The following is a 14,545-nucleotide window of genomic DNA, read 5'->3' as shown; positions in this document are numbered from 1 at the left end:
TGCAGCAGGGGCTCTCAATGTTTTTATGTCCTGCTCATATCGTCTCTGCCGGCAGCTGGGGACACTCCTTGTCTCTTCTATGACTAGGTGGGGAAGGCGTGCGACAATGGTGGGCGTTGTGTTGTTCGCGCTAAGGAGTTGCCATGTTGTTGTGTCCCGTTTGCCATGAGCCGTTGGTGGACGACGAGCGCGGTGCTGCATGCGCGGGCGGACACCGGTTTGACCGTGCGCGCGAGGGCTATCTGTACCTACTGCGTTCGTCCAAGAGCGGTGACTCCATGGGTGATCCCAAGTCGCAGGCGCGCAGCCGTCGTGACTTTCTGAACCGCGGATACTACGCGCCGTTGCGCGATGCAATGGTCGAGCTGGCCCGCAAACAGATGTCTGGGCGCGCTACGTCTGCGAACGGCCCCATGACCTTGCTCGACATTTGCTGTGGCGAGGGCTACTACACCAGCGCCATGGGTGCGGTGCCGGGCGTGGATGCTTACGGCTTTGACCTGGGCAAAGAGATGGTGCGCCTGGCCGCCAAGCGCGGCGATGCGACCTTCTTCGTGGCCAACATGAAGGACATTCCCGTGGCCGATGACGCCTTCGATATGGTGACCGAGCTCTTTGCTCCCTTTAACGAGCGCGAGTTTGCCCGCGTGCTGGCACCAGAGGGCTCGCTCTATACCGTGGTGCCGGGTGCCCGTCATCTCTTTGGGCTTAAGGAAGTGCTCTACGACACGCCATATCTCAACGACGAAAAGCTGCCGAAGACTACGGAGCTTAAGTTGGTCGGAACGCAGCGGGTGTCTGCGAACATTACGCTCCAGACCCAGGCTGACATCGAGGCGGTGTTCCAAATGACGCCGTACTACTACCGCACGCGCCCTGCCGATAAAGAGCGCCTGGCAAACCTGGACACCCTTCAAACCGACATCGACTTCATCATCGCCGAGTACCGCCACTAACCTACCAAAAAGGGACAGGTTTATTTTGGCAGGTTTTATCTGGGCAAACGTAAAGGGCCGACCGCGGGGATGCGCGATCGGCCCTTTTAGTTGCTTGATAGCAGGGGTTATGGGAGACAGGTGCCTACAGGCGGTCCTTGTTTTCGGCCTTAATGTCGTGTGCCTGCTGAATAAAGAACAGGTCGTACACCACGATGACAAAGGCGCCATAGTTGATGGCGTCGCCGCCAAACGCGGGGAGCGTGAGCACAGCCTGCGCAATCGTGGCGATTGCGGCGACGATGCCGAGCTTAAACGCGCCGCCTACCTGCGAAGGCTTGTTGGCGCCCTTGATGCCCGCAACGCCCGCGGCGAGATCGATGAGGCCCTTGGCGACAAGCACGACCGTGGCGAGCATGGCGTTCGGCCCGTAGGTGGACTCGAACTTGCCGGTCGCGATGCCGGCGATTCCAATGACGAGACTGGCGATGCCCAGAACAAAATAAATCAGGGCAAGGATTTTGAGTGTCTTGCGAGCGGCGCTCATAGCTGGTCCTTTCGATGCGGGCGCGGAGAATCTGTCGCACCCAGGTTGCGGCACATATCGTGAAGCACATTGTAGTTCAACGGAGCGATGCATGCGTTTGAAAGCGCTTTGAGCCTGTGCGGTCCAACCTTTCAAAAAGGAAAGCCAGCTGTAAGTCAAATCGATGGCAGCTCATGTGCGGCGCTGCGATGATGAGGCCGTGATAAGAAGTGAGTCTAAGGAGGAGCCATGATGTACGGACCAGAGCAAGTGCGTGAACCGCGGTCGTTGGGAAGGCGCATGGGTGATTCTGTGATCGCTGCCGTGTGCACGGGATTGATGGCGGTGCTTTGCATTGGGATGCTGTGGACCATGTCGCATGTGGGACAATAACGGACGGTTGGGTGCCAACTGAGGTGGCGCTCACGTATTCGTTTTGTTTGCTAAGGAGTGTCCATGGGCGTCGTCGATCCCTTTTCTGTTGCTCGGGCCGCGGGGCTTGAGCTGACCGGGAAGTCCGAGGGCCTCACGCTCACCGACGGCACGATGGAACTGCGCGCCGATTTTGGCCGCATGCTGCCACGACTCAAGCAGGGCCGCCTGCAGCAAGAGCTGCTGGTAAAGGCTGCGCGCACAAAAGGCATCGAGCGCCCATGGGCGATTGATGCCACGGCGGGCTTTGGTGAGGATTCGCTGCTGCTGGCGGCCGCGGGCTTTACCGTCGATCTGTATGAACAGGATTGCGTGATCGCGGCACTCCTCAAGGACGCCTTGGATCGCGCGGCAGATGATCCGGCGCTTGCGGCTGCTGTGGCGCGCATGCGCTTACATGCGGGCGAGGACAGCATTGCCGGCCTTCGCCATACGGCCGAGCTGATCAAGCAAGGCGAGCTCGCGGCTCCCGACGTGGTGTATCTGAACCCCATGTTTCCCGAGCGCACCAAGAGCGCGGCGGTGAAAAAGAAGTTTCAGCTCTTGCACCATCTGGAGCAGCCGTGCGCCGACGAGGAGACGCTGGTCGAAGCTGCGCTTGCGGTGCACCCGCGCAAGGTCGTTATCAAGCGACCGGTGAAGGGGCCGCTGCTTGCCGGCGTTAAGCCGAGCTATCAGCTTGCGGGCAAGGCCGTTCGTTACGATGTTTTGGTGCCGCCGCGCCCGTAGCTTGTGCACGATGGCTGGCGCTTCGCCAGCGCCGTGCCGATGCGGGGTCTATTTCCAAGGGTGCGACGTCAGGTGCCAGCCGCCGCAGTATTCGCATTTGTAGCAGGCCAAACCACGCCGTCCGCGGTTTTCGCAGTCGGCCATAACGGCCTCGGCTTCGGCGCGTGTGTCGTAACGGTTTTTGCGCTCGCACGACTTATAGCGCCAAGCCTCGTCGCGCTCGGCGTCCAGGGCGTCGCGGCGCTCGTCCTCGCGTGCAAACAGGTCGCTCATATCGCCGCCGGTGGCAGCGCCCAAAAACTCGCTTTTGGCTTTTGACCAGGCGGCTCGCTTTTTGCTCCCCATCTGCTTCGCGCTCCTCTCCAAACGTTGGTATCATTGCTCAATCAAAGTGATACCAATAAACGTGAGGTCGCCGCGTGATGATCAGAAAAACCCTCGATACCGACATTCCCGCCGTCATGGCTATCTATGACGCGGCCCGCGCCTTTATGCGCGCGCATGGCAACGCCACGCAGTGGCCCGAGGGCACGCCTTCGGCCGAGCAGCTGGCTGCCGATATTGCCGCTGGTGGCAGTTACGTGTGCGAAGTCGACGGCCGCGTGGTGGCGACGTTTGCCTTTTTACCGGGTCCGGACGAGTGCTATGACGTGATTGAGGACGGTCAATGGCGCAGCGACACTCCGTATGCCGTGCTGCATCGCGTGGCATCCGACGGCACCGTGCACGGTATCGCGGCGGCGATGTTTGCCTTTGCCAAGGAATGCGCCGACCATCTGCGTATTGACACGCACGAGGACAACTTGCCCATGCAGGGCGCCATCGCCAAGGCGGGGTTCGAGCGTGTCGGTATCGTCTATGTGTCCGACGGCACGGCGCGTGTCGCGTTTGATTGGCTGCGCGAGGCGTAGGAGCCAAGGCACGTATCATCACCCAGCTCAAATAAAAAATGGCCCCGAGTGGGGCCATTTTTGGTAAAACGCGTCGTTGTGGGACTCGCATTGTTACCGCCCCAGATGAACCCGGGCAGACAAAAAGGGGAGGTGCCGGCTTTCGCAAGGCGCGAACCTACGAAAATCGCCGCGCGGCAACGCGGGGCGATGAGCTCGGTCGGGGGATAGGGCCCGCTTCGCCCACCGGCCCGTAAATTGTATCATCCAGTGTGGAGCGTGAACGCCCGTTGCCGCGTGCGATGGGCTTGCAATAAGAGGAGAGCCATGTCGAAGCAAGCGGTCGTTGGAATCTTGGCGCATGTCGATGCCGGCAAGACCACGTTGGCCGAGGCCATGCTGTTCAACGCGGGCCGCATTCGCAAGCGTGGCCGCGTGGACGATGGCGATTCGCATCTGGACACTAACACGATCGAGCGCGAGCGCGGCATCACGATTTTCTCGTCGCAGGCCGTGCTCGACCACGGCGATACCCACGTCATGCTCGTGGATGCTCCCGGCCATGTCGATTTTTCTGCCGAGGCGGAGCGCACACTGCGTGCCCTGGACTACGCGATTCTGGTGGTGGGCGCCAACGATGGCGTGCAGGGGCACACCGAAACCCTGTGGCGCCTGCTTGCACGCTATGACATCCCGACGTTCATCTTCATCAACAAGATCGATTTGGAGAATCCCGGCCGCGATGTTTTGCTGGCACAACTCGGGCAGCGTCTTTCCGAGGGCTGCCTGGATGCCAACGAGCTGCTGGCGGGCGGCGCCGTTCAGGAGGACGCTGCTGCGTTGGACGAAGCGGCGCTCGAGGAGTTTCTTGAGGCAGGCGAGCTTTCTGTCGCAACGCTGTCGCGCATGGTTGCCGAGCGCAAGCTTTTTCCCTGCTTTGCCGGCTCGGCGCTCAAGGACCAAGGCGTGGACGAGCTGCTGGATGGCATATGCGCGCTGATGCGTGAACAGGCGTGGCTCCCGGAGTTTGCCGCGCGCGTCTATCGTGTCAGCCGCGGGGATCGCGGCGAGCGCTTGGCTTGGGTTAAAGTGACCGGCGGCACGCTGCATGCCAAACAGCTGATTAACGGACGTTCCGGCGCCGAGGCATGGGAGCAGAAGATCGACCAGGTGCGCATCTATAACGGCGAGAAGTATGAGCTTGCCCAAGAAGTTGCTGCTGGCGGTATTTGTGCCGTGACGGGTCTTGCGCGCGTTCGCCCAGGGGACGCCCTGGGTGCGGAGCCCGCGGGCGATGCGCCTGTCATTGCGCCGGTTCTCACCTATACAGTGCTTCCGGGCGAACATGATGCCCATACGGTGTTCAAAGCATTGACTGAGTTGGCGGACGAGGATCCCATGCTCGGCGTAAGCTGGAATACTCATCTTGAGCAGATTCATTTGCAGTTGATGGGAGCCGTGCAACTCGAGGTCGTGCAGCGGGTGTTGGCAGATCGCTTTGGCCTTGCGGTCGAGTTTGAGTCTGGCGGCATTCTCTATAAGGAGACTATTTCGCAGCCGGTCGAGGGCGTGGGCCACTTTGAGCCACTGCGCCACTATGCCGAGGTGCATCTGCGCCTGGAGCCGTTGCCGGCGGGTTTGGGCGTGCAGTTTGGCACCGTGACCTCGACCGACGAGCTTGATCTTAACTGGCAGCGTCTGGCGCTCACCAACGCCATGGAGCGCGATCATCTGGGCGTGCTGACCGGTTCGCCCATCACCGATATGCGCATTACGCTCACAGGCGGCCGCGCGCATGCCAAACACACCGAGGGCGGCGATTTTCGCCAGGCCACGTATCGCGCGATTCGCCAGGGGCTCATGCGGGCACGTGAGGCCGGCGCGGCGGTGCTGTTGGAGCCGTGGTACCACTTTGAGCTCGAGGTGCCGGGGGAGTGCGTGGGCCGGGCGCTCTCGGATGCCACGCGCATGGGTGCCGAGTGCGAGCCGCCGACGATGGCGGGAGACCGGGCGAAGCTTGTGGGTCGCGTGCCGGCATCCGAGGTGCAGGATTATGCGCTGGAGGTGGCTGCCTACACGAGCGGTCGCGGGCATCTGTACCTGGAGTTCGCCGGCTATGCGGCTTGCCATGATGCCGAGCACGTAATCGAGACGGCCGCCTATGAGCCCGAGGCCGATCTGCCCAACACGCCCGACTCGGTCTTTTGCTCTCACGGCGCCGGTTACACGGTCAAATGGTACGACGTACCCGCCGCGGCGCACGTAAAGGTCGATCCCGCCACCTTCCGTCCCTGGCGAGCAGCAGACGCTGAGTTTTTCGGCCACATGTGACAAGGGGACAGCCCCTTTGTCACCCGCTGTTGGTATAACTCGGTATAAGTTGGTATAACTATTACCAGGGTTTGCCAATCCGAGGAGGCCGACATGAACCCGAATCCCTTTAAGCCAACGGCAGGCAAGCGGCCTCCGATACTCATCGGTCGCGAGTCGGTCATCGAAGATTTCGAGGAAGGGCTCGATAACGGCGCCGGAGCGCCGGGTAGGTTCATGCTCATTACGGGAAACCGCGGCTGTGGCAAAACGGTTCTCCTACGGGAGCTGCAGCGTCTAGCCAGCGCGCGCGGATGGGCGGTTGTCTCCGATTTCGCTTCGCTTGGCTTATGCGACCGCTTGGCCGACGCGCTTCGCTCGAATAAACCCGTTGTGACGTCAATGGAGCTCGGTCCGTCGTTTGGCCGGATGTCGGTCGAGGCGGCGCGAGCAAAGGGCGAAACATTGCGAGGGCTGGTCAACGAGCGCCTCAAGAAGCTCGGTCCAGGCAAGGGCATACTGTTTGCGATTGACGAGGCGCAATCTGCGTCTATCGAGGAACTGGCGGCTCTTGCCGTTCTCTATCAGCAAGTGCTCGGAGATCAGGATGCCACGGGCTTGCCCAATAGCGACCAGCGCGGTCTTGGGCTGGTTTTTGCCGGCTTGCCCAGTATGGTTGACGATCTGCTTGAAGAGCCGAGTGTGACGTTTTTGCGCCGCGCCCAGCAGCGTACGCTGGGGGCGATTTCTTTGCCCAAAGTGCGCGATTCGTACATCCAGACGGTCAAAGACGCTGGTCTTTGCGTTGATGAGGAGACGGCGGACCTAGCGGCGCGCAGGAGCATGGGGCATCCCTATATGGTCCAGCTGGTGGGATATTACATGTGGCGGGCTGCTGCCCGGCGTGGCTCGCAGGTCATTGAAGAGCGCGATGCCGAGGATGGCCATGCGGATGCCGTCTCCGAGTTCTACGAAGCGGTTGACGCGCCCCTGTATTACGGGCTGCGCAGTCCACAGCGCCTATTTATCGAGGCCATGGCAGTTGACGGAGGCAAGCCGACGCGCATGGCGGACATCATTGAGCGCTGTGATCGCACTCAGAGCTGGGCGAGTAAATATCGCGCAAGCCTGATTCGCGAGCGCGTCATCGAGGCTGCCGGATACGGCCTCGTCCGGTTTACCGTGCCCATGCTGGGCGCGTACATTCGCGATCGAGTTATATGGCATGAGTAGGGTGATAAAGGTGACGGAACAGAAGATGAACCCGCAGGCTATCGAGGTGCGTGGCGCGCGCGTCCATAACCTCAAAGACATCGATATCGATATTCCGCTGGGAAAGCTCGTGGGCATTGCCGGCGTGTCGGGTTCGGGCAAGAGTTCGCTGGCACTCGGGGTTCTTTATGCCGAGGGCTCGCGCCGCTATCTGGAGGCGCTCAGCACCTATACCCGCCGTCGTCTGACGCAGGCCGAGCACGCCCAGGTGGACGAGGTGCTGCACGTGCCAGCGGCGCTCGCGTTGCATCAGCGTCCGAGCGTGCCGGGCGTACGCTCCACCTTTGGCACCATGACCGAGCTCAACAACAGCCTGCGCCTGCTCTTTAGCCGTTGCGCCCATCACGTGTGTCCGCACTGCGGAGCGCGCGTGGAGCCGAGCCTTAACGTGGCTGCGGGCCTGTCGCTCACGTGTCCGACATGCGGCCGCGAGTTCTACGCGCCGAGTGCCGAGGATTTGGCTTTCAATAGCGGCGGTGCGTGCCCTACCTGCGGCGGCACCGGTGTCATGCGCGAGGTAGACGAGGCGAGCCTGGTGCCCGACGAGTCAAAGACCATCAACGAGGGTGCGGTGCTTCCCTGGGGCACGCTCATGTGGGACCTGATGAAGCAGGTGGCCGGCGAGATGGGCGTGCGCACCGACGTGCCGTTTAACCAGCTCACGCCTCAAGAGCGCGACATCGTGTTTCACGGCCCGGCGGTTAAGAAGCACATTCTCTACGTTCCCAAAAACGGCGAGGGCGCCACGCCGCTCGACTTTACCTATTACAACGCCGTCTATACCGTTGAGAATGCGCTCGCCAAGGTTAAGGACGATAAGGGGCTTAAGCGTGTGGCTCGCTTTTTGCGCGAGGGACCATGCCGTGACTGCGCCGGCACGCGTCTCTCCGAGGCTGCGCGCCAGCCCCAGGTGCGCGGTATCAATCTGGCTCAGGCCGCGGCCATGACGCTTGGTGATGCGATCGAGTGGGTGCGCGGGGTGCCCGCATCCTTGCCGGCCGAGATGCAGCCCATGGCGACGGATATCTGCGATTCGTTTTTGAGCACGGCTCGTCGTCTGGTCGACCTGGGTCTCGATTACCTTTCGCTCGATCGCGCCGGTGCCACGCTCTCCACGGGTGAGCGCCAGCGCGTGCAACTCGCCCGCGTGGTGCGCAACCGATCGACAGGCGTGCTCTATGTGCTGGACGAGCCCTCAATTGGCTTGCATCCTGACAATGTCGACGGCTTGGTGGGCGTAATGCGCGACCTGGTGGATGACGGCAATACCGTGGTTGTTGTCGACCACGATACACGTGTGCTGGCGGAGGCTGATTATCTGGTCGAGATGGGCCCCGTTGCCGGAGCAGGCGGCGGCAACGTAATCGCCGCTGGTACGGTAGACGAGGTCGAGCAATCGCAGGACAGCCGTATCGCGCCGTTTTTGCGCGCCAAGCCCAAGCGCTTGCGTCCGCAGGTAACTGACGACGAAATGTTCGACCAGGGCCATATCCGCATGGCGACCGATACCATCCATACCGTCAAGCCGCTCGAAGTCGATATTCCGCGCGGTCGCTTGGTCGCGGTTACGGGTGTTTCGGGTTCGGGCAAGACGACGTTGGTGCTCGAGACGCTCATCCCGGCGCTTAAGGCGCAGACAGCCGGCGAGCGCTTGCCACGCCACGTGCGCTGGATCGATGCCGAGGGTATTGCGCGTGCCAACCTGATTGACGCCACGCCCATCGGTGCCAACGTGCGCTCGACGGTGGCAACCTATGCCGACATCCATGATGAGCTGCGCCGCGCCTTCGCCCGTACGCCCGAGGCCAAGGCAGCCGGCTACAAGGCGGGCGCCTTTAGCTACAATACCGGCGCCTTGCGCTGCCCTACGTGTGATGGCACGGGCTCGATATCGCTCGACGTGCAGTTTTTGCCCGATGTCGAAATCGTCTGCCCGGCATGTCGCGGCTCACGTTATGCAGACGCGGCTTCGCATATCCATCGCGAGGGCAAGGACGGGAGTCTGCTTACGTTGCCGCAGCTCATGGACATGAGTGTGGACGAGGCCATCGACGCCACGGTGGGGCTCAAGAAAGTTCAGACGCGCTTGCAGACCTTGCACGACCTTGGCTTGGGCTATCTTACGCTCGGTGAGCCCACGCCGGCGCTTTCGGGCGGCGAGGCGCAGCGTCTTAAGCTTGCGAGCGAGATGGGACGCGTGCAGGACGATGCCGTATTCGTGTTCGACGAGCCTACGATCGGTCTACATCCGCTCGATGTTCAGGTGTTGCTGAGTGTGTTCGACGGCCTTGTTGCCAAGGGCGCCACGGTTATCGTGATCGAACACGACCTCGACCTTATCCGTAACGCCGATTACGTGATCGACATGGGCCCGGGCGGTGGCGACGCCGGCGGGCAAATCGTCTGCGCCGGTACGCCGGGCGACATCGCAGCCTGCCCCGCAAGCATCACCGGCCGCTACCTATAACCGAATGTGACAAAGGAACAGTTCCTTTGTCACATTGACTTCTATTTCACGCATTGAGCGGCGAGATAGTCGCGGAAGAATGGCAATTCAAAAGCGACGATTCCGCGCCCGCGTTCTCCAATGATGCCGGCATCTATCATGCGGCGTCGGTAGCGGGAGACCTGCTGCGGCGAACGCTTAAGGCGCTCGATAAGGTTGGCGGTGGTGGACTCTTCCTCGTCATCGAGCATGGCGATGAGGAATCGCTTGTCCTCTGCAGTGAGTTCCCGATAGGTTGCCGCGAGGATTCGGTCGTCCATCTCGTCGCGCGCGATTTTGATTCCCAGGTCAAAGTCGCGTGACGAGATTTCCTTCGAATCGCTTGTGAGGTCCCAGGCACGGTAGCCTACGAGTTGCAATAGGAAGGGAAAACCAGAGATCGAGCGAACGGCTCTATCGATTCCCTCAGCATCTGCCAGGCGATCGTTTTCCTGAATTGTGCGAATCAAGGCTTCGCGTACGTCATAGTCGGCAATGCGACCCAGATGATATTGTTGGGCACGGCGAAGAAACGAGACCGTCTTGTGGTTTAGTAGCGTCGATACGTTGTTGGGAAGTCCCGCCATAAGCAGGGCGACACGCTTTCCGTCAGTCACAAAGTGCTGATACGTAGCTGCGAGCTGAATCATCTCGTCGAGCGTCGGGTCTACCTCATCAACCGTGATGAGCAGCCCAGCGTCGGCTTTGTTGAGCTGGTCGATAATATCGCCCATGCGGTATCTCCAGGTCGAGGCCTCATGGGCGTGGCTCACCTCGATACTGCCGATGGGTGCGATTCCAAGGCCGGTGATTTCAAAGTCGCTCGGTGCGTCGATGAGGTGTGCCGCAGCGCGCTTTGCTCCGAGCTCGATTTCATCAAGCATCCCTGGAAGCGCGGTTGTCTTCACGGCAATCCAGCCATGAGATTCGGCCCTCGTCGCGAGCGACGACATGAGGGCTGTTTTGCCGGTTCCGCGCGCTCCGGAGAAGATGGATGTCAGTTCCGGGCGCCTGCGCTGGCTCAAGAAGGCACGGTCCAAATCCCGAATAATCTGCTGTCTGCCAGCGAGATGGGCAGGAACCTCACCAAAACTGGGGGTAAACGGGTTCTCGAGATATTTCACAAGGCTCTCCTTTCACACCGCCGTTTAACTTCATTTTACTTTAGTTAATTCTGATTAAAAGTGAGGGCTCTTTATCTAGAGCATCAATTAGGCGCGTACGCCATCGGCGCGGCACTGGAATGTGACAGAGGGACAGTTCCTTTGTCACATTCCCGGAAAGCCTGTTTGGCGCAGGGCTTCGTAGAGGACGATGGCGGCGCTGTTGGAGAGGTTGAGTGCGCTGATGCGGTAGTCGTCGGGATTGACGAAGTTGCCGCAGATATCCTGCCGAAGGATGGCCTCGTGACTGTCCTCGGTATGCCCCAGCGATTCCTCGTGAGCTTCCCAAACCTCAGCGTTATCGAGTGAGTCGCAATCGCGCAGCATCGGGATGCGCTCGCAGCGCTCGGGCGCCGCGGCAAGCAGTGGCTCGGGAATGCCCGAGCCCTCGCTGCCAAAGACCAAGAAGTCGCCGTCGCGATAGGTGCTTTGCGCATAGGTGCGACGAGCCTTTTTGGTCAGCAGGTGCAGGCGCTCATCGGCGGGGGAGAGGCCGTTGCGGGCAAGGAAGTCCTCCCAGTTGGCATAGGTCGTCACGTTCAAGTTTTGCCAATAACCCAGACCGGCGCGACGTACCGTCTTGTCGTCGAGCGAAAAGCCCAGGGGCTCAACCAGGTGTAGACGGGTTCCCGTGACCACGCAGGTGCGGCCGATGTTGCCCGTATTGGCGGGGATCTCGGGCGCGTACAGCACGATATTGAACATGAATCTCCTTGGCTCAGAACGAAAAACCACCACGAAGGGGACAGGCACCTTCGTGGTGGTTTGTGGCGGTTACGTAGCGGGCGGACAAATCCGCCTCGATAAACCTAGGCGCGGTGCCAGTCGGTCAGGCAGGCATCGAGGGCGGCGATGAGCGCGTCCTTGTCCATGTGACGGCCGATAATGCACAGGCTCGTCATGCGGTCGCCCGTCTCGTCATCCCAAATCTGCATGATCTCGGGGTTCTCGTCGATAATCTTCTGCTTCTCGCCCTCGGGCGCGGAATCGACGAACAGGCCGTTCTCCATCAGGCGCATCTGGTGGCCGGCCTGCTCAAACATGTAGCACATGTCCGGGTCGCCGGTCTGCCACAGTGGGCCCTTGACGCGGATGACCTCGTCGGGCCACTCCTGCTCGACAAAGTCGGTGAACTTCTGCAGGTCAAACGGCTTGCGATGCGAGTACACAAAGGTCTCGATGTCGTACTCCAGCACCTCGGGGTCGTCGTGCTCCTCGGGATGCTCCATGGCCTCGATCCAGGCGGCGGAGTTGTAGGCGCGCATAAAGTCGAAGCGGTCGGTGTCGAGCAGCTCCTCCATGGGGACCTCGCCGTTTTGGGCCTCGACGATCACGGCGTCCTTCTGCAGGCTGCGCACGATGGCCTTGAGCTCGGCGATCTGCTCAGGGCTCACGGTATCGGTCTTGTTGAGGATCAGCGTGGAGCAGAACTCGATCTGCTGGATAAGCAGGCTCTCGATGTCGTCCTCGTCGATATCCTCGGCCAGCAGGTCGCGACCGCCGTTGAACTCGTCGTACATGCGGGCGCAGTCGACCACGGCCACGATGTTGTCGAGCGCGAGCTTGGGCTCGCCGCCCACCTTGGCCTCGTCGCAGAAGCTCGAGATGGTGTAGGCGATGGGGATAGGCTCGCAAATGCCCGATGCCTCGATGATGATGTAGTCGAAGTTGCCCGAATCGGCGATGCCCTGCAGCTGGTTGGCCAGGTCGTCCGAAAGCGTGCAGCAGATGCAGCCGTTGGTGAGCGGGATGAGGTCGTCGGTCTCGGAAAGGCCGCCGTCGGCGATGAGGCTGGCATCGACGTTGATCTCGCCGATATCGTTGACGATGACGGCAGCGCGGATGCCGCCGTCGTTAGCGAGGATGTGGTTGAGCAGCGTGGTCTTGCCGGCACCGAGGTATCCGGTAAGCATGATGATCTTCACGGGTTTGTTGGGCATGTGCCCTCCTTTGTTAGACATGGCTTACAGTTGAATCTTATGCCAAACGCCTGCTCTTATACCCACGCGCCGGCAAATAACACAGGCTACTCCCAGGCTCCCCATACATCGGGGCAATAACCGACGGTGGCCTTTTTACCGTTGCGTACGATGGGCTCGGCCAGAACCTGCTGGTTTTCGAGCAGCTTGTCGAAGCGCTGGCTAGGGGTGAGGTGCTGGATGAGCGCGAGCGTCTCCTCGTCCTTGGCCTTGGGATTGAGCAGCTTGTCGATACCGCCGACCGCCTGCATCACGCTCGTGAGCTCGCCCTTGCTCATCTCCTTTTCCTTAAGGTCAATAAACTGCACCTTAATGCGGCGCTCCTTAAAATAACGCTGTGCCTTCTTGGTATCGAAGGATTTTTTGGTGCCGAAGATTTGAATATTCATATATTGTTCCGCCGTTCTAACGAGCGTCGAGGTGACCGCCGCTGGACTTATCGAATGAAGTTGGTCGTTGCTCGATCTGCCTCGGGTGCGTTGATACCGGCGGCCTGTCCTGCCTCGATGCAGCGCAGGAGCCACGCCATGTTTTTGCCGATATTTCGCATGGTGGCAAGGCCCTCGGCGTCCCCATCGGCGTCGCCGGGCACGCGGCCAAACACGTTGTTCCAGTAGGTGGAAGCAACCACGGGCATTTGCTTAATGGTGAAGTACTTGTTGAGCACATCGAAGGTGGTCGACGTGCCGCCGCGACGGGCGACGGCGACCGCGGCGCCGGGTTTGTGCTCAAAGGCATGCCCGCCTGCATAGAATGCGCGATCGAGGGCCGAAAGGATGCGTCCGCTGGGGTGCGCATAGTAGACGGGCGAGCCAAAGACAAAGCCATCAGCCTGCTCGGCGGCAGCGATCAGCTCGTTCACCACGTCATCGTCAAAGGTGCAGCGGCAATCAAGCTTGCCGCACTGACCACAGCCAATGCAATCGCGAATGGGCTTGGCGCCCAGCTGAAACACCTCGGTATCAATGCCTTCTGCATTAAGTTGCTCGGCGACCTCGGCGAGTGCGCGGGCGGTGTTGCCGTTTGCCTTGGGACTGCCATTGACCAAAAGAACCTTCATCACAAACTCCCTCTGCTTTTGGTGACTTCTGCAGAGGATTATCGCACGATGGGGGAGGCGGTGTGGGGCGCGATTCCAGCGACCGCCCATCATACGCCCCGTCTCGATCGGTAGCTTCATCCGAGGGCCAACGGCGGGCTCGCTCACCAGGTACGAGAGGGACACGGTCCAGAGGATGTTGGAGCGCGGGGCCTCATGCAAGCCGATTGTGAGGAGTCTGGGCAGGTCGCCTTCGATGGCGAACTCTGAGGTCTTAGAAGGCGGGCTGCTGTGCGGCTTGAGGAACGATCTCGGCGGGCAGGAAGTGGCGGCGTGGCAGAACTGGCAGTTCGACAAATACGGAGATCGAAAACTCCGCAGAGGTTTCGCCGGAGGCCAATTGCTTTTCGCGCTGCCGTCGCTTGCGGGTGTTTTCAAGCGGGTGAAGCTAGCGGGTCGTCGACACCTTCATGTCCCGCACGATGTAGTTCATAGTGCGGTAAATTTGCATGCGCAGTTTTATCGCGCAGATGAATTCATGATAGGTGAATCTGATCTGTGCCCCCGTCCTGCGGTATGTGACGTAGTCCGGCCTCGCCCCGTTTATATTTCGACCTTAAGGCGAGTGCCGCATGTTTAAAACGTATTGGGAATACGTTTGCAAAAGAGCAAGCCAAAGGGTACAAATTCTCCTATTTCTTTCATATCGTCCTTTTTCTTAAAACAGATAAAGGTTGATTTCCGATCTCAGCCGAACACATTGAGCGGATAGGCCGTTCCCGCAG

13 protein-coding genes are annotated in these 14,545 nt (G+C 60.4%); 6 read left to right on the top strand and 7 right to left on the bottom strand.

The annotated features are described in order from the left end of the window. Window positions 1–143 precede the first annotated feature (143 nt). Window positions 144–956, top strand: a complete 813-nt coding sequence (locus I2G43_RS08630; protein WP_195535833.1) for a putative RNA methyltransferase — start codon at window positions 144–146, stop codon at window positions 954–956. A 124-nt stretch (window positions 957–1,080) separates the two neighbouring features. On the opposite strand, the gene I2G43_RS08625 is transcribed toward I2G43_RS08630, so the two are convergent. Further along, window positions 1,081–1,482: a hypothetical protein gene (locus I2G43_RS08625; RefSeq protein WP_195535832.1), complete on the bottom strand. Its 402-nt coding sequence runs from the start codon at window positions 1,480–1,482 to the stop codon at window positions 1,081–1,083. A gap of 435 nt (window positions 1,483–1,917) precedes the next feature. Between I2G43_RS08625 and I2G43_RS08620 the strand changes: the two genes are divergently transcribed. Continuing rightward, the gene (locus I2G43_RS08620) at window positions 1,918–2,622 is read left to right on the top strand and encodes a class I SAM-dependent methyltransferase (protein WP_195535831.1); all 705 of its coding nucleotides are present in this window, start codon (window positions 1,918–1,920) and stop codon (window positions 2,620–2,622) included. Between the two features lie 48 nt (window positions 2,623–2,670). On the opposite strand, the gene I2G43_RS08615 is transcribed toward I2G43_RS08620, so the two are convergent. Continuing rightward, entirely contained in the window at window positions 2,671–2,967 is a 297-nt protein-coding gene (locus I2G43_RS08615) for a hypothetical protein (protein ID WP_055310006.1), read from the bottom strand. Between the two features lie 77 nt (window positions 2,968–3,044). On the opposite strand from I2G43_RS08615, the gene I2G43_RS08610 reads away from it, so the two are divergent. The 4 genes from I2G43_RS08610 to I2G43_RS08595 all read left to right on the top strand — a co-directional run bounded on the left by I2G43_RS08610 (window position 3,045) and on the right by I2G43_RS08595 (window position 9,561). After that, a complete protein-coding gene (locus I2G43_RS08610) occupies window positions 3,045–3,533 on the top strand; it encodes a GNAT family N-acetyltransferase (RefSeq protein WP_117582849.1) in 489 nt (162 codons plus the stop codon). Window positions 3,534–3,839: 306 nt separating this feature from the next. Next, window positions 3,840–5,843 (top strand): GTP-binding protein, encoded by a 2,004-nt coding sequence (locus I2G43_RS08605; protein WP_195535830.1) that lies wholly within the window; start codon window positions 3,840–3,842, stop codon window positions 5,841–5,843. A 93-nt stretch (window positions 5,844–5,936) separates the two neighbouring features. After that, on the top strand, window positions 5,937–7,055 hold the full coding sequence (locus I2G43_RS08600) for an AAA family ATPase (RefSeq protein WP_195535829.1): 1,119 nt from the start codon (window positions 5,937–5,939) through the stop codon (window positions 7,053–7,055). Further along, a complete protein-coding gene (locus I2G43_RS08595; RefSeq protein WP_195535828.1) occupies window positions 7,048–9,561 on the top strand; it encodes an excinuclease ABC subunit UvrA in 2,514 nt (837 codons plus the stop codon). Before I2G43_RS08600 ends, I2G43_RS08595 begins: the two co-directional genes overlap by 8 nt. 41 nt (window positions 9,562–9,602) lie before the next feature. Here the strand turns inward: I2G43_RS08595 and I2G43_RS08590 are convergent, their stop codons facing one another. From I2G43_RS08590 to I2G43_RS08570, 5 genes are all read right to left on the bottom strand, one after another. Then, window positions 9,603–10,703, bottom strand: a complete 1,101-nt coding sequence (locus tag I2G43_RS08590; RefSeq protein WP_195535827.1) for an AAA family ATPase — start codon at window positions 10,701–10,703, stop codon at window positions 9,603–9,605. A 144-nt stretch (window positions 10,704–10,847) separates the two neighbouring features. After that, on the bottom strand, window positions 10,848–11,447 hold the full coding sequence (locus I2G43_RS08585; RefSeq protein ID WP_195535826.1) for a tRNA (cytidine(34)-2'-O)-methyltransferase: 600 nt from the start codon (window positions 11,445–11,447) through the stop codon (window positions 10,848–10,850). 104 nt (window positions 11,448–11,551) lie between these two features. After that, a complete protein-coding gene (locus I2G43_RS08580) occupies window positions 11,552–12,682 on the bottom strand; it encodes a GTP-binding protein (protein ID WP_195535825.1) in 1,131 nt (376 codons plus the stop codon). Window positions 12,683–12,768: 86 nt separating this feature from the next. After that, window positions 12,769–13,110, bottom strand: coding sequence for an arsenate reductase family protein (locus I2G43_RS08575; RefSeq protein ID WP_022093957.1), 342 nt, complete (start codon window positions 13,108–13,110; stop codon window positions 12,769–12,771). A gap of 47 nt (window positions 13,111–13,157) precedes the next feature. Then, window positions 13,158–13,781: a flavodoxin family protein gene (locus tag I2G43_RS08570; protein WP_195535824.1), complete on the bottom strand. Its 624-nt coding sequence runs from the start codon at window positions 13,779–13,781 to the stop codon at window positions 13,158–13,160. Window positions 13,782–14,545 lie beyond the last annotated feature (764 nt).

The organism is Collinsella aerofaciens (assembly GCF_015557435.1).
Classification (GTDB): Bacteria; Actinomycetota; Coriobacteriia; order Coriobacteriales; family Coriobacteriaceae; genus Collinsella; species Collinsella aerofaciens_Z.
Note: the sequence above shows the minus strand (reverse complement) of the source record. Positions and strands in the feature narration are given on the sequence as shown.